The organism is Rhodococcus sp. PAMC28707 (assembly GCF_004795915.1).
Lineage (GTDB): Bacteria > Actinomycetota > Actinomycetes > Mycobacteriales > Mycobacteriaceae > Rhodococcoides.
Genome location: NZ_CP039253.1, coordinates 1,542,043 through 1,562,899, shown reverse-complemented (window position 1 = coordinate 1,562,899; position 20,857 = coordinate 1,542,043). Strand labels below are relative to the sequence as shown.

Sequence of the window (20,857 nt, the reverse complement as noted above, 5' to 3'; positions counted from 1 at the left end):
CACATGGACTCATCGAGCACCAAGAAACTCGCAGCCACCGGTCTCGTACTCGGCCTCGTCGTCATCGTGGCAGCTGCATTGACGGCCTTTGCAGGCGGATTCACCACGACCGTGCCGGTCACGGTCACCTCCGCGCGGGCCGGACTGGTCATGGACCCGCAGGCCAAGGTCAAGCTCCGCGGCGTCGAAGTAGGCCGTGTCGGTTCGATCTCGCAGGTGGACGGCATGGCCCGACTCGACCTCGATATGAATCCATCGACCCTGTCGATGATTCCGTCGAACGCCGCGGTCGAGATCAAGTCCACGACGGTCTTCGGTTCGAAGTACGTCAACTTCGTCGTTCCGCCCAACCCGTCGAATCAGAGCATCGAGGCCGGAGCTGTCGTCTCCGCAGACAGCGTTACCGTCGAGTTCAACACCCTTTTTCAGCACCTGTCGGAGGTGCTTCAAAAGATCGAGCCCGAGAAGCTCAACGCCACGCTCGGTGCCGTCTCCTCGGCGCTCCGCGGTCGCGGTGAAGAATTGGGAACGCTACTGGAAGACACCGATTCCTATCTCGAGACGATAAATCCGAGTCTTCCTGCATTGCAACGGGATCTATCTGCGGCAGCCGTCGTCACCAATGTCTATGCCGACGCGACTCCTGACCTCATGCGGGTTCTCGACAATGCGACAGACACCGGCAACACCATCGTCGCCGAGCAGGCCAATCTAGACCTCCTGCTCATGAATCTGACAGGACTGGCGGACACCGGAAATCAAGTGTTGAGCGAAAACGAGAAGCCTCTGGGGACAGCGCTCTCGACCCTTACCAAGACGACGACGCTTCTCGACGAGTATTCGCCCGCACTCACCTGCTTCCTCGTCGGTCTCAACAAGGGCCGCATCGCATTCGGACCGTACGCCGGGTCGGGGGACAATGCGTCGATCCAGCTCAGCGCGAGCTTCTTGCTGGGTGACCCTGCCTACACCGTCGAGAAGGACCTACCGAAGATTGCGGCCAGTGGTGGCCCCAACTGCTACGGCCTTCCAGACTTCGACCCGAAGCAGTCCCACGCGCCGTTCGTCGTCGCGGACACCGCCGATGTGCCCTACGTACCGGCCACGCAGCCGGCGGTCAATGTCCCCACCATCTTCCAATTCCTGTTTGCGGGGGCGTGGCCATGAGAAGCAATACCGTCAAACTATCGATCTTCGCTCTGGTGATGGTGCTCATCTTCGGTGCTCTGGCATTGGTGTTCAGCCAGTACAGATTCGGTAGCACCGATGTTTATCACGCGGAGTTCAGCGATGCGTCCGGGCTGAAATCCGGCGACAAGGTGCGTATCGCAGGCGTACCGGTCGGGGCCGTGAAGAGTGTCGATATCGGCGATGAAAACCTCGCCGATATCGACTTCGACGTGGATTCGAAATACCGACTCCTGACGAGCACCACTGCCACAGTTCGCTACGAGAACCTCGTCGGTGATCGGTACCTCGAATTGCTCGAAGGTCCGGGAGGAATCGAGGAACTCCCCAGCAAAGGCACGATTCCTGTTGGGCAGACCACCCCCGCCCTGGATCTGGACCTGTTGCTCGGTGGGTTCAAACCGCTACTGCGCGGTCTCGATCCTGAGCAAGTCAACGACCTTTCTGCGGCGCTGCTCGGTGTTTTGCAAGGCCAAGGCGGCACCCTTGTTTCGCTCCTCGGCAACACGAGTACCTTCACCAACACGCTTGCGGACCGTGACCAGCTGATCGGCGACGTCATCACCAATTTGAACAAAACCCTCGGAACTATCGACCGCCAGGGAACACAGTTCAAAACGACTATCGACTCCCTGCAGCAACTCGTCAGTGGACTTGCCGAGGACCGTGGCCCCATAGGTGACGCCATCCCGCGTATCGATTCGGCGACAGGTGATCTGGCTGGATTACTTCAAGCAACCCGTCCTGATCTCCAATCGATGATTGCGGAAGCGAATCGTACGTTCACTCAGCTCGACCTGGGCAAGGACAACATCGACAAAGTCCTCACCCGTCTGCCGAGTGACTACAAGAAGTTGATCCGAGTGGGTTCGTACGGCAGCTTCTTCCAGTTCTACCTATGCTCGAACACCTTCAAATTCACCGCTCCGGACGGGCAGACCCTGCTGGTCCCGACGGCGAAGCAAGATACAGGGCGGTGTGCAAATCTCAATGGACAAAACTAGAAATCTCGTCCATGTCGGAATCATCGGCATCGTCCTCGCCGTAAGCATTCTGCTCGCAACGTTGCAATACGACAGATTGCCGTTCATCGCCGGAGGCATCGGCTACTCGGCTCTGTTCGCCGATGCAGGTGGACTTGCGGTCGGAGACGATGTCTCCGTCTCCGGTGTCAAAGTCGGAAAGGTGGACGAGATTTCGCTTGCGGGCCAGGAAGTTCTGGTCGAGTTCACGGTTCAGGAGAGTATTCAACTCGGTGAGGCTACGTCCGCGGCTATCAAGACCAACACGATCCTGGGTCGCAAGTCGCTGAAGGTACAGCCCGACGGCCCCGGATCGATCGATTCCAAGGACACCATCCCCTCGAGTCGGACCAACTCGCCGTATTCGTTGACCGATGCTCTCGGCGATCTGAGCAACACTGTTGCCGATCTCGACACGAAGCAACTCGGCGACGCGATGAATGTAGTGTCCGATACCTTCTCCGACACTCCGCCGGAAGTTCGGACTGCCCTCGACGGCATCACCAGGCTTTCGCAGAGCATCAACACGCGTGACGAGTCGCTGCAGCAGTTGCTCGAACGAGCTGAGAGCGTGACGGGAATTCTCTCCGATCGCAGCGAACAGATCAATAAACTGATCGTCGACGGAAACGATCTCTTCGGCGAGCTCGATCGCAGACGAACCGCCATCAGTCAGCTGATCACCAATATCTCTTCGGTCTCACGCCAGCTGACGGCGCTGGTTCAAGAGAATCAAGCGCAGATGGGTCCGACGCTCGAGAAGCTCAACTCGGTGGTGGCGGTACTGCAGAAGAACAACGACAACATCGCCGGTGCGCTGGATGGACTCGGACCGTACATCAGTTCGCTGGGTGAATCGGTTGCGAGTGGGCCTTTCTTCGACGCTTACATCCAGAACATTCTCCCCAGCTCATGGTGGAAGACGGTCGTCGACACCGTCGTTGCTCCGGAGCAATTGCCGGGCACCCTGCAGGACTTGCTGCCGAAGAACGCTCCACCCATTCTGAAACCAGCGGGGCAATGATATGAAGAAAATACTGCTGTACGCCGGCGCGGTTGTGGTGGTCCTTGCACTTGTTGCAGCCGGATACTTCGTCTACACGGGACTCACCCAGAAGACCGTGGTTGCTCAATTCTCCTCCACCACTGGCCTGTACGCGGGCGACGATGTTCGGGTCCTGGGCGTCACCGTGGGAAGAGTCGACGAGATCGAACCGCAGGGAGATGATGCCCGCGTCACGATGACAGTCTCTTCCGACGTCGACATTCCTGCCGACGCCAAAGCCGTCATCATCGCGCAGTCTCTGGTATCCGGACGGTTCGTCCAACTGACACCCGTATTCTCGGGCGGGCCTGCAATGGCCGATGGGGCGACAATTCCGATGGAACGCACTGCAGTACCTGTCGAATGGGACGAGATCAAAACCGAGCTGACGAAGCTGTCGACGGCCCTCGGACCAGACGGTCCTGACCAGCAGGGTCCTGCAGGACGTTTCATCGACACGTTGGCCGCCAATCTCGACGGTAACGGCGACGCGCTCCGGTCCACTTTGCGAGAGCTGTCGGACACTATGCGTGTCCTCTCGGACGGGCGCACCGATCTGTTCTCCACGATCCGGAACCTGCAGGCGTTCGTCAGCGCGCTGTCGAACAGCAACGATCAGATCGTGCAGTTCGGCGGCAGATTGGCATCGGTGTCCGAGATGCTCGCACAAAGCTCCGACGAATTCGGGACAGCAATGACCGATCTCAACGTTGCGCTCGGTGAAGTTCAACGTTTCATCGCCGACAATCAAGCAGGTTTGGTCGAAGGCGTCGGGCGGTTGGCCGACGCAACGCAAGTGCTCACCACCAAACGACCGGAGATCGAGCGTGCCCTTCACGCAGGCCCGAATGCACTGGCGAACTTCAACAACATCTACCAGCCAGCACAGGGGTCACTGACAGGTGCCATTGCGCTCAACAACTTCGGCAACCCCATCAACTTCATCTGTGGAGCGGTCGCGGGCGTAGAGAACGCCACCTCGGAGCGAAGTGCCGCGCTCTGCAAGCAGTACCTCGGCCCGGTGCTCAGTTCGCTGGTCTTCAGTTATCCGGCGCTGCTGACGAATCCGATCATGGGTGCGAATGCGTATCCCGATCAGATCGTCTACACCGAGCCCGGACTGGAACAGGCCGCGACACCCGCACCGGCTCCTCAGCCGTCGCCGATCGCGGAGATGCCTACCGTTCAGATTCCGAGTCTCGGTGACCTGCTGGGAGGCGGACGATGACAACCCGTACACGTGCAGTCGCGAGAGTGGGGATACTTGCGATCGCCATGTCGACCACGCTGGCAGGCTGCGAGTGGAGCGGGTTGAACTCCTTGCCGCTTCCTGGAACCCAAGGTCGGGGTGAGAATGCATATCAGGTACAGATCGAGATGCCGAATGTGACTACGCTGTCGCAAAATTCACCGGTCCTGGTCGACGATGTGACAGTCGGTAGTGTCGAGTCGATCGTGGTTCAAAATTGGCATGCCCTTGTCACCGTGTCGTTGAACGAGAATGTCGAGTTGCCGGAAAACGTGTCCGCGAAGATCGGACAGACATCTCTGCTCGGTTCGCAGCACCTCGCGCTCGTACCTCCTACCGATCCAGAGGGAAGGTTGCAGAACGGCGACACGATTCCACTCGAGCGTGCCGGTGCGTATCCCACCACCGAGCAGACGCTGTCCTCGTTGTCCGTCGTACTCAACGGCGGTGGCCTCGCTCAGCTACAGGACATCACCACCGAATTGAACAATGCTGTCGGCGGACGAGAGGATTCGATCCGAGACCTGCTGCCCCGCCTCGACGAATTGGTCTCCAGCCTCGATGACCAGCGCGGCGATATCATCGCGGCGATGGAGGGCATCGATCGCCTGTCCGTCAACGTGGAGAATCAAAGCGCAACGCTGACAAAGGCTTTGAACGAGCTTCCGCCGGCGCTCGACGTGCTGATTGCACAGCGCCCCGATATCACCAACGCGTTCACCTCACTGGGCCGACTCAGCGACGTCGTCTCGAGACTGGTAGAGAACAGTGGCGCGGATCTGAAGACCAACATCGCCAGTCTCACCCCGGTACTCAACGCACTTGCCAACTCCGGCAACGCGTTGACCGACGTACTCTCCGTACTGCTGACCTACCCGTTCCCGCAAGAGGGAATCAACAATGTCATACGTGGCGACTACGCCAACCTCGGGATGACAATCGACTTGTCTCTCCCACGCCTCGACGCCAACTTCCTCACCGGCACTCCACTCGCTGGTCGTATGGGAGGTCTCGAGGGCGCTCTTGGTCGGCAGGCCGCACCGACCGCGGCAGCAGCCGGGGACCCGCTCCGCGGACCAGTGGCGACGCCGGTTCCGCCAGCGCCGGCGCCCCCGGCCCTGGAGATTCCGGGATTGCCGCCGATACCGCTACCTACGATTCCTGGATTTGGGGTACCGGCACCATGATGCTCACTAGGTTCGTCCGCATCCAGCTGATCATCTTCTCGATCCTCACCGTCATCGGACTGGTCGTCATGGCGACGAAATATATAGGTGTACCTGCACTTGTCGGAATCGGACGCTACGACGCCACCGTGGAACTGCCGACCACCGGCGGGCTGTACCCACACGCGAACGTCACGTACCGCGGCACCACGGTGGGTGAGGTCAAGACCGTCACGCTGACCTCGGACGGTGTCGATGCCCACCTGTCCCTCGACAGTAGTGTTTCCATCCCCGCCGATGTCGATGCCCAGGTGAAGAGCGTGTCCGCCATCGGCGAGCAGTATGTGGATCTCGTGCCGCGTGGATCGGGTGGGGCAGATATGTCCGACGGTGACGTCATACCGGTCGATCGGACGACGGTTCCACAGGATGTCGGTCCGATGTTGGACCAAGCGGACGCACTGGTGAAGAGCATTTCGGACACCCGGTTGCAGAGCGTCATCGACGAATCCTTCAAGGCATTCAACGGATCCGGACCGGACTTGCAGAAGCTCATCGACTCCACTCGGCTCTTCGTGCAGGAAGCGAACGCCAACTCCGGTGTTACCAAGCAATTATTGGAGCAGGTCGAGCCGCTGTTGAACGGTCAGGTTGTCAGCAGCGACGCAATTCGGTCGTGGACAAGCAATCTTGCGACCTTCACCGATCAGCTGCGCGCCAGTGACCCGGATCTGCGTGCGATCTTGCAAAAAGGTCCAGGTGCGGCAGCCGAGGCGAACACGCTGTTTCAGAATCTACGACCCACCTTGCCGATTCTGCTCGCCAATCTGGTCAGCATCGGTGAAGTCGGTGTCATCTACAACGCCGGAATCGAACAGATTCTGGTGCTGTACCCACCCATTACTGCAGCGCTCATGACTGCGGCAGGTAGCGGCCCGCCGGGCGAAGGCGCCATCGTCGACTTCCAGCTCGAAGTCAACGACCCGCCGGCATGTACGACGGGATTCTTGCCTGCCGATCAGCGTCGCGACCCCAACGATATGTCCGTGCCCGACACACCGGCCGACCTCTTTTGCAAGGTGGACCAGAACGACAGCACCGCAGTCCGCGGATCACGAAATCTGCCGTGCATGGAGGTGCCCGGTCGACGCGCACCGACACCGGAGATCTGCCGCAGCGACGCCGGGTACGTGCCGCTGGGTAACAACCCGCCATGGGGCCCGGTCGAGCAGGGCGAGCCTTCGTACACCGAAATCCCCAGTGGTGAAAGCAGTGTCACTCCGGCAGTGGCAGCACGCCCGTACGATCCGCAGACCGGAATGTACGTCGCACCCGGTGGCGTCGCCTACGCCCAACCCGGACTCAATGGTGGTGTCAGCGATCTGCAGGGCCTCATGTCGGTCCAGCAGGGCACTGGTTAACAGATTGCCCTTCGAGTCCACTCCGCCGCAGATGCGGCGCAGTGGACTCCTTGGGGTGTCGGCTTCAGAGGTTGCGGGCAGCGAAGGCCACAGCGAGGTCCAGGACCGCCTTGCCTTCCGGCAGTGCGCTGGCCATGACAGGGAACGCGTGCACCTGCCCTCTCCACACATGCGTTTCGACGGTTCGGCCGGCGACGCCGAGCTTCCGGGTCATCGATTCGACGTCTGGTCGCATGATTTCGTTCTCCGCAGTCGAGAGGAATACCGGTGGAAAGATCGACGGGTCGGCATTGACGGGCGAAGAAGCCCCGGGGATGGTGTCGGGTCCGGCGAGCCAGCGATCTTCGAGTGCAAGGACCTGCTTCATCGGAAGGTACGCATCCTTCTTCATGAACTTCCGCGGATGACTCTTCAAATCCAGATTGAGCAAAGGGGAGAACCCCAACACCGCGGCAGGCGGAGTGAGTCCTTCCAGCACAGCAAGTTCGGCGACCTTCATCGCGAGATAACCACCGGCAGAATCACCTGCAACGATGATCTTGGACGGATCTGCCACCGTGCCCAGTGCAGCGCGGTAGGAGCTCATCGCGTCGGCGATGGATGTACCGATTCCGCCGTCGGGGATCTGTCGGTATTCGACGGAGTACACGGGCACACCTGCGCGAGCGGACATTGTGGCGCAGGCGCTCCGGTGGGTGGCCAAACCGCAGAATACGAAACCTCCGCCGTGGAAGTAGAGGATGGTGGCATCGGCGAGAGATCCCGTCGCGACCCGCGGGTGTGTCGTCTTCTCGCATGGCACCCCGCCGAGGAAAACCTGCTCGATCTTGACGCGCTTGGGCTTGGGGAGTCGGTCGACGGCACGGTCGAGGTGACCGATCGCCCGGATACCGTTGTCGGTGAGTGGCCAGAGACTGAACGCCGGTTTCAGCGTCATCCGCATGGCGTAGGACAGTGCTCGTGCCTGGTGGCTGACGTCGTCGTGCCATGTGAGCGTGTGAGCCATAGGGAGTGGTCCTCTCGAGTCAATCCGAGAAGTGAGAGTATCAGCCCGGTGAACCAGTTCTAGTTCTCGACCGTTCTGTTACCCACAGCGTGCACAATGTGAATGAGATGTAGGTCGACACCGGTTCTAGTCGGCACGACCACTGGACGCAACGAGGAAGGTTTTTATGGCAGACGACGAGGGCACGGCGCCGAGGCGCCCACGCCGTCGGGCAGTACGACCGGCAGGGCCTATCGCGGGCGAATCGGCTTCGAAGAACACTTTCGAGGCACCGGCGACCGCACAGGACCCCCCCGTCGACACTCCGGACCTGAAGAAAGAGGAACCCACATCCTCCCTCGTCGGGGCTGACACCGAGAAGAAGCCGGCAACGCCGACGACGGAAGCGGCTGTGTCGGATGAAGAAAAGCCCGCGCAGAACGGGGATGCCCCGCATCCGAAAACGAAACGGCTCGGCCTAGTACTGACGTCGTTGTTCGTCGTCGTGGTTCTCGCCCTGCTCTCTGGAGGCGTCTACCTGTTCCTGGCCAATCGAGCGACGAGCGCCGATGACGCGCGAGCCGAGCGATTCGTACAGACCGCCCGACAGACCGTCTTGAATCTGACGACGATTCATCCCGATTCAGCGCAGGAGGACGTGGACCGGTTGTTGGCCGGCGCCAGTGGTGACTTCAAGGCCGAGTTCGAGGGCCGCGAGGGGCCGTTCGTCGACGTCGTCAAGCAGGCTCGTGTCGACTCGAACGGCGAAATCATCGAAGCTGGAATCGAAAACAGCAGCGAATATGCGGCGGATGTCCTGGTGGCCGCACGGGCAATGGTGAAGAACTCCGATGCCGAAGAACCCCAACCGCGCGACTTCCGGTTGCGCGTAACAGTCGCTGACGACGGTGACGTGATGACAGCGTCGAGAGTGGAGTTCGTGCCGTGATGAAATCTGGAATTCTTTTGCGCAGCTTGGCCGTCGTCATCGTGTTGGCCCTGGCCGCCGGTGTCGGGGTGCTGTTCTATCAGTATCGGCAGAACGAGCAAACCGAGCAGGCGCGCACCGATGCATTGACGGCAGCTTCGGCGCAGGCTACCTCGATGCTGGCCTACGACTTCGCCAATGTGGACCAGCAATTGGGCTCTGCGGCAGACGGTCTGACCGGAGACTTCAAGGACGAATACACTAAGTTGGTGACCGAAGTCATCGCTCCCAGTGCCAAAGAAAAGTCGCTCACCGTTCAGGTGACCGTGCAGGGCACCGCAGTCGTCTCGGCCGATCCGGACGAGGCAACGATAATGCTGTTCCTCAATCAGATCACCACCAGCACCGACGCTCCTGACGCTGCCAGCAGCGGCAGTCGGGTGCGGATGAAGATGGAAAAAGTCGACGGGCGTTGGCTCGCAAGCGAGTTGACTCCGATCTGAGCGGTGTCCACTGGAGGCTTGGTGGCCTCCAGTGGACAGCCCAGTCGAATCAGCGCTGAGTTGTCGGTTGGCCGTCCTGCGGCGGATTCGACAGCGCGTCGAGGAAGGACCTGGCCCATCGGTCGACGTCGTGTGCGAGTACCTGCCTACGCATGGCGCGCATACGCCGTCGGCCGTCCTCGGGCGCCTGCTCGAGCGCATCGATGATGGCGTCCTTGACGCTGTCGAGATCGTGCGGGTTGCACAGGTATGCCTGACGGAGTTCGGCAGCGGCACCGGTGAATTCGCTCAACACGAGCGAACCGCCGAGATCGCTGCGGCACGCAACGTACTCCTTGGCGACGAGATTCATCCCGTCGCGTAGGGGAGTGACCAGCATGACGTCTGCTGCGACGAAGTATGCGATGAGGTCGTCGCGCGGGATCGGTCGATGTAGATAGTGCACGACGGGGTGGCCGACCTGGCCGTACTCGCCGTTGATGCGGCCGACCTGCTGTTCGATCTCACCGCGCATCGCCTTGTAACTTTCGACGCGTTCGCGGCTCGGTGTGGCGAGCTGGACGATGATGTTCTCGGCCGGATCGACCCGGTCCTCTTCGAGAAGCTCGCGGAATGCGTTGAGCCGGACGTCGATTCCCTTGGTGTAGTCCAGACGGTCGACCCCGAGCATGATGCGCTTCGGGTTACCCAAATCCTTACGGATCTGCTTGGCACGATCACGGACCGCCTTGCGGCGTGACTTCTCGTCGAGATCCCCCGAATCGATGGAGATCGGGAACGCGCCGACGCGTACCGTCCGGAAGCCGACCTGGACGGATCCGAGCTTGGACCGCACCCCGACGGATCCGCGTGAGGTGACCTGACCGGCGAGTCTGCGGGCGAGGTACAGGAAGTTCTGGGCGCCGCCCGCGAGATGGAATCCGATGAGGTCGGCGCCGAGTAGGCCTTCGACGATCTCGGTCCGCCACGGCATCTGCATGAACAACTCGACCGGCGGGAAGGGGATGTGCAGAAAGAACCCGATGGTCAGATCTGGGCGCAGCATCCGCAGCATCTTCGGGACCAGCTGGAGCTGGTAGTCCTGGATCCACACCGTCGCACCCTGGGCTGCCGCAGCAGAGGTCGTCTCGGCGAACCGACGGTTGACCTCTACGTAGGCATTCCACCAGGAACGGTCGTAGATCGGTTTGACGATGACGTCGTGATAGAGCGGCCACAGGGTGCCGTTGGAGAAACCCTCGTAGTAGTCGGCGACTTCACGCTCGCTCAACGTGACGGGACACAGTTCGAGCTCGTCCTCGACGAACGGCTCGACCTCGACATCGGGGACCCCCGGCCAACCCACCCAGGCGCCGTTGTTGGCTCGAAGGATCGGTTCGAGTGCCGTCACCAGCCCGCCTGGGCTTCGCTTCCATCGCGTACTTCCGTCGGGAAGCGTCTCCAAGTCCACGGGCAACCTGTTGGCCACGACGACGAAATTGGAACCCTGCGAGGCGTCAGCCACTACTGTCCTATCGGTTCATCGTTCAGAACGTGCGATTGCCGGTGCGTGCGATCACTCGGGTTTTGCCGCCGGTTCGATGCCCAGCATTGCAAACAGCATGCGGCACTCGTCTGCGTCGAGCGCGTATGCAGCGACTACGCGCTGCGCCTGGCTGGCGGTCTCGTCGGCCAATTGGACGATCTCGTCGTCGGCGATGTCTTTGTCCGTGGTCGTACTGGCGGCCATGATCGTCTCCGTAGTGGTTGCTGGCGTGCTCGATTGGTGGTGCCGACGCGAAAGTTTCTTTCGCGTCGGCACCAACTCTATGAGAACTGGTCGCCCTCTCGCCACTTCTTCCGAACGAGCGCTGTGCTCGTCGAAGTGACCTGGGCCCTATCGGGGCATGGATTAGGGTCGGTCAATGCACTTTTCTTCCTCGGCGACGTGATGGGTGTGTCGACGACCACGAACCCCCCTTCGACCGGTACTGCGATTCTTCGCCGGAGTGTGCGACGCCAGCGCACCCGGATGATCATCTCCACCGTGTTCCTCTGCGTGCATCAGTTCTGCGAGACGATGGTTCCGGTCGCGATCGGTCTGATCGTCGGCCGTGCCATCGACACCGGTGACGGAACCGCGATGATCATCTCGCTGCTGGCTCTGGCTGGACTGTTCGTGGTTCTGTCGTATGCGTTTCGTTTCGGCGCCCGCATCATCGTGGTCGCGATCGAACGTGAGGCGCACATGATGCGCGTCGAGATCGCAGGTCGGGTGCTCCATCCCCGAGGCGTGCGCACCGACCTCGTGTCCGGCGAACTGCTGTCCGTTTCCACCTCCGACGCCGAGAAGACCTCGTGGATTCTCGATGTCATCGCGCGTACGGCCGCGGCGATCACCGCCACCCTCGTCAGCGCAATTGCGTTGCTGGTCATCGACATTCCGTTGGGGTTGGCGGTCGTCATCGCCACCCCGGTCATCATGTTCGGATTGCAGCGTGCGGCTCCGCTGCTGACCAAGGCCGCCACGGCGCAACAAGCAGAGGTTGCACGAGTGTCCGGCATGGCGACCGACCTGGTCGGCGGGGTGCGTCCACTACGCGGGATCGGTGCCGAGGACGCAGCATCGGCCCGATTCTTCGCCTCGAGCCGCACCGCATTGAGCGCGACGATGAAGATGGCCAAAGCCAACAGTATCTACCTCGGATTCTCGACGACGGTCAGTGCGCTGCTGTCCGTCGGAATTGCCGGCGCAGCAGGACTGTTCGCGCTACAGGGTCGAATCTCGGTAGGTGAGCTCATCACGGTGGTCGGACTGTCGCAGTTCATCATCGAACCGCTGACCACGATGTCGCGCCTACCGGGTGTCGCTGCAGTCGTGCGAGGTTCGGCCGATCGCCTGGCCTTGGTGCTCGGCGCGGATCACGTTCTGGCAGAGGCCGGTTCTGTGGCACCTCCGGCCACCGATATCGCGGCCGCGGGCATCGCATACCGGTCTCTCGACGGCTTCGATCTTTCGGCCGCCCCCGGGGAACTTCTCGGTGTGGTGGCACTGCGACCCCAGGACGGCGAGGCATTGGCCGCAGTGCTGTCCGGACAGATCAGCGAGGACGACTACCTCGGCACAGTGACCATCGGTGGCCTTGGAATCGGTGAACTCGGACTGGCCGATGCGCGTCGAACAGTTCTGGTGGAACCGCACAACACCGACCTGTTCGCGGGCACCGTGCGAACGAACGTCTCCGCCGGGCGCGCCCGCGAGGACCACGAACTCGACCGAATACTCGCCGCGTCCGCCGCTACCGATGTCGTCGCAATGCACGAGCATGGACTCGACCACGCAGTCACCGATCGCGGGGCCAGCTTGTCGGGCGGTCAGCGTCAACGTGTCGCATTGGCCCGGGCATTGTCGGTCTCGGCCCCGGTGCTCGTCCTGCACGACCCGACCACAGCGGTGGACGCCGTCACCGAACACTCCATTGCCGCCGGGATCAAGGAACTGCGTCATAGCGCCGATCGCGCCCAGACCACCATCCTCATCACGACCAGTCCCGCCCTTCTCGCAGTGACGGATCGAGTCGTAGTCGTCGACGACGGACGCGTCGTCGCCGAGGGAACGCATCACGACCTCGCAGTGACCGACGAACGCTACAAGGGAGCGGTCCTGCGATGACCACACCGGAACTTCTCCCCATCGCGACGGGTAAGCGGTCCTGGGCTTACCTGTCGAGCGAAATACGCGCCCAACGGGGACTGGCTCTCCTCACCCTCGCGATCAGTGCCGTCTCGGCGGCCATGTCGCTCATCCCCGTCTACGTCTTCGGCGTCCTCGTCGACCGCGTCACCGAAGGTGCCCCGACGTCGACGATCGTGAGCGTGGTGGTCGTCATCACCACGGCCGCGGTGATCGGAGGCATCTTCACGGCGCTGAGCACGTACATGATCAGCAAACTGGGCGAGCGGACTCTCGCGACGCTGCGCGAACGGGTACTTCGACGCGCACTGCACCTCCCGATCGGCACACTCGAACGAGTTGGCAAGGGAGACTTACTTTCCCGTGTCGGCGACGACGTCGCAGTCATGGCGAAGTCGATCGGTGAGGTCATCCCCAACATCGTCTCCGCGATTCTCCTCGTATCACTGAGCGTGGTCGCGATGCTGAGCCTGGACTGGCGTCTCGGGCTCGCAGGCATGGTCGCCATCCCGATGTACGTGCTGGCCCTGCGCTGGTACCTACCAAAATCGGCACCCCTCTACGCCGCCGAGCGCGTAGCCATGGGCGAGCGATCCCAGGCACTCATCAGCAGCATGCAGGGCGCACGCACCGTTCGCGCCTACGGACTCGAAGACACCCACCTGGCCGAAATCGACAAGGCGTCAGGCAAGGCTCGAGACATCGGCATCGACGTGTTCCGACTCTTCACACGCTTCGGTGCGCGCAGCAACCGTGCCGAATGCGTCGGACTGTCGGTGATTCTAGCCGCCGGATTCATGCTGGTCCAGGATGATTACGTGACCGTCGGACAGGTGACCGCAGCTGCGCTGCTGTTTCACCGGCTGTTCAACCCGATCGGCATGCTCATGTTCTCCTTCGACGACGTGCAATCGGCGGGCGCCAGCCTCGCGCGACTGGTCGGCGTCATCGATATTCCCGACGGGCGGTCGCCTGGGACAGGTGCCGTCCCGGTCGACGGAACACTGCAGATCACCGATCTCCGACACTCGTACGACACCGGCCACGAAATTCTGCACGGAATCGACCTGACCGTCGGTGCGGGGGAGACCGTCGCACTCGTCGGATCCACCGGTGCGGGCAAGTCGACGATCGCAGCAATCGCAGCGGGCTCCATCGATTCGACCTCCGGCACGGTACGGATCGGCGGCGCGACACTCGCCGAACTGGGCGAGAAAGGGCTGCGCAGACATATCGCGATCGTCAGCCAAGAAGTACACGTCTTCGCGGGCCCGCTGATCGAGGATCTACTACTCGCAGCACCGGATGCGAGCCGAGCGGACGTCCGCGCAGCACTCGACACCGTCGGCGCCACCCGATGGGTCGACACCCTGGGCAGCGGCATGGATACCGTTGTCGGAGAAGGCGGACACGAGTTGACCTCCGCCCAATCACAACAGCTGGCACTCGCGCGGCTCGTCCTCGCCGACCCCGCCGTCGCCGTGCTCGACGAAGCGACCGCCGAGGCCGGGAGCGCCGGCGCCCGAGACCTCGAGGCAGCAGCGGCAGCAGCAACCCGCGGACGCAGCACACTCGTTGTGGCACACCGGCTTACCCAGGCCGCTGCCGCCGATCGCGTCGTGGTCCTCGAACACGGCAAAATCCTCGAACAGGGGCCACACGCCGAACTCGTCGCGGCGGGCGGGCGTTACGCCGAACTGTGGTCGGCTTGGCAGGGACGATAGTTGTGGTTCAGCCCACGTGGACCCGTACGCCGAACTCGTCCGGTGCCAGATGGGAACGCAGCATGAAGTTTTCGTCGTAGTTGCCATCGCTCTGGCTGCGGTAAGCGATGGGCGAATCGGTGAACAGGGTCGACAAGCGATCGGTGAGCCCGTCCACTGCCTCTCGGTAGGCCTTCGGCGTCATCCGATCGGCACTGGCGACGAGGACGGGCGGCAGTACGGACATGCCTGTATAGAAAAAGATCCCATGGTGAATGGGGAACAGTAGTTCCTCCAGAGACCCGTTGATTCCGCGCGTGGACACCGTATGTTCGCTGCCGCCCATGCTCGTCACGATCAGTGCACGCTTACCGGACATCAGGCCGTCGCCGTAGCGCCGAGTCGAGCCGGCCTCGGATCTGATACCGTACCCGAACCCCTCGACGAACACGCGGTCCACCCAGCCTTTCAAAATCGCAGGCATCGAGAACCACCACAACGGAAACTGCAGTACGACGGCGTCCGCCCGGCGTAGTTTCGCTTGTTCGGTGACTATGTCCTTGGCCAAAGTTCCGCGCCGAAGGGCCGTGCTCGACGCCGTCGCGACATGCAGGCGGCCGGTTGGATCGTGGTCGTAGTCGCCTGCGCTGACGACGGGATTCCAGTTCATTCGATACAGATCGGACTGCTCGATACGGTGGCCCGCCTTCCGCAATTCGGCAAGGGCGACGTCTCGGAGGGCCCCGTTGAGCGATCGAGCTTCGGGATGAGCGAAGAGCCACAGAATGTTCATGCACTGAGCCTCTCGCCCCTGTCCGCAATCGGAAACTGGCTGAGAAGCCAACATGTGAAAGAATCAGGCCATGACTCACAGTGTCGTCGTTTTCGTCCGCGACGGACTGCTTGCGATGGAATTCGGCACCGTGCATCGATTGTTCGGACAGGCGCGATCCGAAGACGGAACCGCGTTGTACGACGTGGTGACATGCACATCGGTGCCGGGCTCGATCCGAACCGACACCGACGCCGAGATATACGTTCGGCACGGTGTCGAGGCGCTCGAACACGCCGACACCGTGATCGTCCCAGCCTCCGATCTCGACTACGGCGAACACTCATCGGCGAACACGATCACGCTGGACAGGGTTCCTGTCCATGCCCGGATTGCGTCGATCTGCACCGGCTCGTTCGTGCTGGCCGCACTCGGGTTACTCGACGGGCGTCGCGCGACCACCCACTGGAAGTCTGCAGAGCAGTTCCGCGCGCGCTATCCGCAGGTGAAGCTGGAGCCCGACGTTCTCTATACCCATGACGCCAACATCTTGACTTCCGCAGGGGAAGCATCGGGAATCGATCTGTGTCTCTACATGATTCGTGAGGACTTCGGCTCATCCGTGGCCAACCGCGTTGCGCGGGGAACCGTAGTGCCACCGCACCGCAGCGGTGGTCAGGCCCAATACATCGACATGCCGATACCGCGGTCGACCACGACTTCCACGGCGGCGGCGCAAGCGTGGGCGGTGGCGAACCTCGATGCACCTTTGAGTCTGGAGGTTCTCGCGGCGAAACTGTCCATGAGTGTGCGGACTTTTACCCGCCGTTTCACGGCCGAAGTTGGAATATCACCGGCCAAATGGATTGCCCAGCAACGCATTCACCGCGCACGTGAGCTACTGGAAAATACCGACCACAGCATCGACAGGGTCGCGGCCGAGGCGGGGTTCGGGACGGCAACCTCGATGCGTCAACAGTTGATGGCGGAGATAGGTGTCTCGCCCAGCGTCTATCGATTGACGTTCCGAGGGGGCTGAAACACCGAAAGCGCCCCCGGAGGGACGCTTTCGGTCTTTCGATCGGCTTGCTCAGCTGTTCTTCTCTGCGAGGAACAGCTTTTCGATACGAGCGGCTTCGGCTTTCTTGTCCTCGGCCTCTTCTTTGCTTTCAGCAGCGTCCGCCAGCTCGGATTCTGCGGGCGCGGCCGCGGCCTTCTCGGACTTGGCGATCTGCTCGTGCTGCTTCTTCTCCGCGTTACGGGCTTGCGCTGCCCGTGATTCGGCCACCTCGTCGGCGCGCTTCTTCTCCTCGGCTGCCTTCGCTTCGGCTTCCTGAGCGGCCTGCTGCTTGCGCTGTTCTGCCTGCTCGCGTGCCTTCCGCGCAGCATCATCCGCGGCCAGAGCAGCAGCCTTACGTTCCTTCTCGGCTGCTTCGCGAGTGGTCCTCAGCTTCTGGTCGGCGACTGCCTGGGTCGCGTCGGCGTCGGCTTCGAGTTTGCGGGCTTTGGCCAGCTCGTCGCTGAGGTGGACCTGCGCTTCGCCACGTTGCTCGACGTCTTTGTCGCCGAGCGCACTGCCGACGGCCTTGTCGAGCGATCCGACAGTGCGTTCGTACGCAATTCGAGCGGGTGCGTCCGTGCGCCACGTCTGCACGACGCTGGTTTCGAACAGGTGCAACGGGATTCGAACGATCTTGTACTGAAATCTGAGAATGGACAGCGGGATGCTGAGTACGTTCATGGAAGGACTGCTCCTGTTCACGGGTTGATGTCTTCGCGCAATGATTCGGCGTTGCGTCGAGCACGGTCTGCTGCCGCGCGGGCAGCCTCGGCCTCGGCCACTTCTTCGCCATGCTCCTGCACGGCCTTCAGTTCGTCCTGTGTCGCGGCTGCGGCGTCGGCCTGGCCCTCGGCAAGCGCCTCGATCTGTTCGGCGCGTGCGTCGACCTCGGCGTCGGCAACCTCGTCTCGGACGGTCTGATGCTTTTCCTTCTCTGCCGCGACGTGCTGTGCCTGCTGAACGCGACGGGCGCTTTCTGCCGAGGATTCGGCGCTCGCGCTGGCTGCATCGCGCTGCTGCTCGGCGGTATTTCGCACAGCAGCGAGATCCTCGGCGGCCTCCTCGGATTGCGCCTGGGCTGCCATCTCGGTGGCGTTCGCCTCTGCGCGTTCGCGGGCCTGTGCGCTTTGGAGTTGCCCCTCGGTGGTGAGGGAATCGTTGCCGGTTACTGCCCCGACAACCTCCTTGGCTTTGCCCTTCACCGCGTCGAACAGGCCTTTGCGGGCTTCTTCGGATGCGTTCTCATTGCTCACTGCAGTACCCCTCGCTTCTACTCCCCGGTGAATTTCGCCCGACAGTGATCTACATGCCGACCGCGCAACCATGGCGGACTACCCGACCGAGTGGAGCCGGAAACCCGCCGGTCGACCACTTCGCCGGCTCGGTCGTAAGCTCTCTTCCAGCCGCAGACGAGCAAAGGAGTTACATGCCGATCGCAACCGTGAACGGGATTTCGCTGAATTACCAGGTCAAAGGTTCTGGCGATTTGGTCGTTCTCATCATGGGCACCGGTAGCCCGGGACGAGTGTGGGACCTGCATCAGGTCCCCGAACTCGTCGAAGCCGGCTACCGCGTCTGCTATTTCGACAATCGTGGGATAGCGCCCTCGTCGGAGAGTGCGCAGGGCATGAAAATCGACGATCTCGTAGCCGATACCGCCGGACTCATCGAACTGATTCGTGAGGGCGACGAGAAGGCATATGTCGTCGGTACCTCGATGGGCTCACGCGTCGCGCAGGAACTGGCGCTGGCGCGACCCGAACTGGTCCGCAAAGCGGTATTCCTCGCCGGACATGCCCGTCTCGACGAGTTTCAGAAGACACTCGGCGAAGGTGAACGCGAACTCGCCGACGCCAAGACTGTATTACCACCGAAGTACGCCGCGGCGATCACGGCCGTGATGAACCTGTCCCCGACCACACTTGCCGACTCCCGATCGGCGCGTGACTGGCTCGACCTGTTCGAATTCTCGACGGCCCCGACATCACCCGGCGTGCGGGCTCAGCTGGGGATGGACGAGAACTTCGACAGAAGTGCCGCCTACGGAAAGATCTCCGTGCCCTGCTTGTCGGTCGGTTTCGAGCACGACCGGATGATCCCCCCGTACCTGAGCGCGGAGCTGGCGAAGGCGATCCCCGACGCCCAATACGTCGAGATTCCCGACGTCGGGCACTTCGGATATTTGGAGCGGCCAGAGGCGATCAACAGCGCCGTGCTGGCGTTTCTTCGAAGCTGACCTCCAGCATCGGCACTCGAGTGCGATACTGTGCGTTGCTAGGGTCGGGGGCACTTCACATTGAAGACTGCCGATAACAATACGTTTGCGACGAGTGAGGCGAGATGAGTACCAATCCATTCGATGACGAAGACGGACGCTTCTTCGTGCTGGTCAACGACGAAGACCAGCACTCGTTGTGGCCCACATTCTCCGATGTACCTCAGGGCTGGAAGGTCGTCTTCGGTGAAGACACCCGTGCAGCATGCTTGGAGTACGTGGAGAAGAACTGGACGGACATGCGCCCCCGCAGCCTCCGTGAAGCAATGGAGGCCGACGCAGCTGCACGTCAGTCCGCAGAGGGAACCCCCGAGGCTTAGACCTTCTTCTTTTTCTTGAGCTCGACAGGACCGCGTCGCCGACGAACAACCGGGCGGCGCGGTTCTTCTCTGCGTCGAAGAGTAGGACGTAGCAGTTCTTCGGTGCGAGCCAAGATGCGTGGACGACGCAACGTACGCGCACCCCACTCGCCGAGCGTGACCCCAGCTGCGAGACCACAACCGATACCGAACGCCGCGAGCAACGCACTGATGCCGAGCAGTAGCTGGTCGTTGAGCAGTGCGTAGAGGCCTCGGTACAGCGACAGACCAGGCAGCAGCGGTGTGATGCCGGCGACCGCGACGATCAGCGGCGGAATCAGCGCGCGACGTGCCATCAGACCACCGGCGAAACCGACGACGGTCGCCGCGAACGCCGACGCGATGATCGGCCCGGTGGACAGCGTCTGAATGAGCAGGTAGACCAGGGCACCAGCGAAGCCGCCGAGGAACGCGGCCGTCAACGCACGACGCTCCGCGTAGCAGGCCAGCGCATAGAACAACGAGGCTGCAGCACCCGCCAGCACCTTCGTCGGCAACTCGTCGATGCCAGGGGGCGGGTTGTTGGTGATCAGCGGCAGATCGCTTCCGACGATCGCGGCGATCTTCAACGACGTCGCAACACCGGCGATGATCCCGCCCGTCATCATCAGAACTTCGAAGAACCGTGCCGACGCAGTGATCGGTGCCCCGGTAATAGCGTCCTGAACCGAACCCACCAACGACAATCCCGATAGCAACACCGTCACTCCCGCCGCGATGACCAACGACGGCGAAATCGTGATATTCAACTGATCCTGAAAGTTGTACAGCGTGATGGCTGGGGTCGCCGCAACGAACCCGCCGACCACCTGCTGAAAAAAGAACGGCAGACCGACCCGGTTCAGGACTCGACCGATCCGGTCGATGACCATCGTCGTCAAGAAACTCACCACCGCCACGAGCGCATCGCCACCGACCAACACGCTGATCGCCGCTGCCATGCCGGACCAGGCAAGCGTCGCGATCCAACGGTTGTACGGGTGCGGGGCCTTGGTGATGGCGTCCAACGTCTCGCGCGCAAACGCCGGCGTCACCATCTTGACGCGGACATCGCGAATCAAGTTGTCCACCGCTGCCAGACGCGTGAAATCCATCGACCGGTATTCCACGATCCGCATCGTCGACGCCGGCGGCCGCGTCGGGCCGCGGTGAGCGCTGATCGTAATGGAGTTGTAGGTGACATCGACATCGCAACGAGCGAGGCCGTAGGTTGCCGCGATGTACTGCACCTGAGATGCCGTATCCATCGCGGAAGTCCCCGACGCAAGAAGAACCTCACCGACGCGTACCGCCAGATCCAGCACTTCTGCCACCACAGCATCGTCGGTGAGGTCGATCGGCCGCAGTGGTGAAGGTGCGGCTGTAGGGGTGTCGATGGTGGCGCGACGCTCGCCGGTGAGACGGCTGAGCGAGGCCGTCACGTCTTGCAGGAAAGTCATGACCGTCTTTACATAGCTGGGGTGATCCACGCACAAGGTACCTGCTGTTACTGAGCGAGGAGTGAGTGG

General features: G+C 61.9%; 20 protein-coding genes. 13 read left to right on the top strand and 7 right to left on the bottom strand.

Annotated elements, in window-relative coordinates:
• Positions 1 to 3 precede the first annotated feature (3 nt).
• The 6 genes from E5720_RS07080 to E5720_RS07055 are packed head-to-tail and all read left to right on the top strand — an operon-like array spanning position 4 to position 7,091.
• Positions 4 to 1,167, top strand: coding sequence for an MCE family protein (locus tag E5720_RS07080; protein ID WP_136170062.1), 1,164 nt, complete (start codon positions 4 to 6; stop codon positions 1,165 to 1,167).
• Positions 1,164 to 2,192, top strand: a complete 1,029-nt coding sequence (locus tag E5720_RS07075) for an MCE family protein (protein ID WP_136170061.1) — start codon at positions 1,164 to 1,166, stop codon at positions 2,190 to 2,192. The genes E5720_RS07080 and E5720_RS07075 overlap by 4 nt, the downstream gene beginning before the upstream one ends.
• Positions 2,179 to 3,234: an MCE family protein gene (locus E5720_RS07070; RefSeq protein WP_168708292.1), complete on the top strand. Its 1,056-nt coding sequence runs from the start codon at positions 2,179 to 2,181 to the stop codon at positions 3,232 to 3,234. Before E5720_RS07075 ends, E5720_RS07070 begins: the two co-directional genes overlap by 14 nt.
• A 1-nt stretch (position 3,235) precedes the next feature.
• Entirely contained in the window at positions 3,236 to 4,483 is a 1,248-nt protein-coding gene (locus tag E5720_RS07065; protein ID WP_136170060.1) for an MCE family protein, read from the top strand.
• Complete coding sequence (locus tag E5720_RS07060) at positions 4,480 to 5,691, top strand: MCE family protein (RefSeq protein ID WP_136170059.1); 1,212 nt, start codon at positions 4,480 to 4,482, stop codon at positions 5,689 to 5,691. Before E5720_RS07065 ends, E5720_RS07060 begins: the two co-directional genes overlap by 4 nt.
• Positions 5,688 to 7,091 carry an MlaD family protein gene (locus tag E5720_RS07055; protein ID WP_136170058.1) on the top strand — a complete coding sequence of 468 codons (1,404 nt, stop codon included), beginning with the start codon at positions 5,688 to 5,690 and terminating at the stop codon, positions 7,089 to 7,091. Before E5720_RS07060 ends, E5720_RS07055 begins: the two co-directional genes overlap by 4 nt.
• A 64-nt stretch (positions 7,092 to 7,155) precedes the next feature.
• Here the strand turns inward: E5720_RS07055 and E5720_RS07050 are convergent, their stop codons facing one another.
• A complete protein-coding gene (locus tag E5720_RS07050) occupies positions 7,156 to 8,097 on the bottom strand; it encodes an alpha/beta hydrolase fold domain-containing protein (protein ID WP_136170057.1) in 942 nt (313 codons plus the stop codon).
• A gap of 166 nt (positions 8,098 to 8,263) precedes the next feature.
• On the opposite strand from E5720_RS07050, the gene E5720_RS07045 reads away from it, so the two are divergent.
• A complete protein-coding gene (locus E5720_RS07045; RefSeq protein WP_247596201.1) occupies positions 8,264 to 9,025 on the top strand; it encodes a hypothetical protein in 762 nt (253 codons plus the stop codon).
• Positions 9,025 to 9,507, top strand: coding sequence for a h domain protein (locus tag E5720_RS07040; protein WP_136170056.1), 483 nt, complete (start codon positions 9,025 to 9,027; stop codon positions 9,505 to 9,507). Before E5720_RS07045 ends, E5720_RS07040 begins: the two co-directional genes overlap by 1 nt.
• 49 nt (positions 9,508 to 9,556) lie before the next feature.
• Here E5720_RS07040 and E5720_RS07035 read toward each other — a convergent pair whose 3' ends face one another.
• Together E5720_RS07035 and E5720_RS21600 are read right to left on the bottom strand one after the other, a co-directional pair.
• Positions 9,557 to 11,011: a trehalose-6-phosphate synthase gene (locus E5720_RS07035; protein WP_136170055.1), complete on the bottom strand. Its 1,455-nt coding sequence runs from the start codon at positions 11,009 to 11,011 to the stop codon at positions 9,557 to 9,559.
• Between the two features lie 51 nt (positions 11,012 to 11,062).
• A complete protein-coding gene (locus tag E5720_RS21600; RefSeq protein ID WP_168708291.1) occupies positions 11,063 to 11,236 on the bottom strand; it encodes a hypothetical protein in 174 nt (57 codons plus the stop codon).
• A gap of 282 nt (positions 11,237 to 11,518) precedes the next feature.
• On the opposite strand from E5720_RS21600, the gene E5720_RS07030 reads away from it, so the two are divergent.
• Positions 11,519 to 13,159, top strand: coding sequence for an ABC transporter ATP-binding protein (locus E5720_RS07030; RefSeq protein ID WP_136170054.1), 1,641 nt, complete (start codon positions 11,519 to 11,521; stop codon positions 13,157 to 13,159).
• Entirely contained in the window at positions 13,156 to 14,904 is a 1,749-nt protein-coding gene (locus E5720_RS07025) for an ABC transporter ATP-binding protein (RefSeq protein ID WP_136170053.1), read from the top strand. Before E5720_RS07030 ends, E5720_RS07025 begins: the two co-directional genes overlap by 4 nt.
• A gap of 7 nt (positions 14,905 to 14,911) precedes the next feature.
• Here the strand turns inward: E5720_RS07025 and E5720_RS07020 are convergent, their stop codons facing one another.
• Complete coding sequence (locus E5720_RS07020) at positions 14,912 to 15,676, bottom strand: NAD(P)H-dependent oxidoreductase (protein ID WP_136170052.1); 765 nt, start codon at positions 15,674 to 15,676, stop codon at positions 14,912 to 14,914.
• A gap of 70 nt (positions 15,677 to 15,746) precedes the next feature.
• On the opposite strand from E5720_RS07020, the gene E5720_RS07015 reads away from it, so the two are divergent.
• Positions 15,747 to 16,694 carry a helix-turn-helix domain-containing protein gene (locus E5720_RS07015; RefSeq protein ID WP_136170051.1) on the top strand — a complete coding sequence of 316 codons (948 nt, stop codon included), beginning with the start codon at positions 15,747 to 15,749 and terminating at the stop codon, positions 16,692 to 16,694.
• A 51-nt stretch (positions 16,695 to 16,745) separates the two neighbouring features.
• On the opposite strand, the gene E5720_RS07010 is transcribed toward E5720_RS07015, so the two are convergent.
• Together E5720_RS07010 and E5720_RS07005 are read right to left on the bottom strand one after the other, a co-directional pair.
• Positions 16,746 to 17,396 carry a hypothetical protein gene (locus E5720_RS07010; RefSeq protein ID WP_136170050.1) on the bottom strand — a complete coding sequence of 217 codons (651 nt, stop codon included), beginning with the start codon at positions 17,394 to 17,396 and terminating at the stop codon, positions 16,746 to 16,748.
• Between the two features lie 17 nt (positions 17,397 to 17,413).
• Positions 17,414 to 17,968: a CsbD family protein gene (locus tag E5720_RS07005; RefSeq protein WP_136170049.1), complete on the bottom strand. Its 555-nt coding sequence runs from the start codon at positions 17,966 to 17,968 to the stop codon at positions 17,414 to 17,416.
• 173 nt (positions 17,969 to 18,141) lie between these two features.
• On the opposite strand from E5720_RS07005, the gene E5720_RS07000 reads away from it, so the two are divergent.
• Entirely contained in the window at positions 18,142 to 18,951 is an 810-nt protein-coding gene (locus E5720_RS07000; RefSeq protein WP_136170048.1) for an alpha/beta hydrolase, read from the top strand.
• 104 nt (positions 18,952 to 19,055) lie between these two features.
• Positions 19,056 to 19,310, top strand: coding sequence for an MbtH family protein (locus tag E5720_RS06995; RefSeq protein WP_084347229.1), 255 nt, complete (start codon positions 19,056 to 19,058; stop codon positions 19,308 to 19,310).
• Here the strand turns inward: E5720_RS06995 and E5720_RS06990 are convergent.
• Positions 19,307 to 20,788 (bottom strand): threonine/serine exporter family protein, encoded by a 1,482-nt coding sequence (locus E5720_RS06990; RefSeq protein ID WP_136170047.1) that lies wholly within the window; start codon positions 20,786 to 20,788, stop codon positions 19,307 to 19,309. The two genes, E5720_RS06995 and E5720_RS06990, sit on opposite strands and share 4 nt — an antisense overlap.
• Positions 20,789 to 20,857 lie beyond the last annotated feature (69 nt).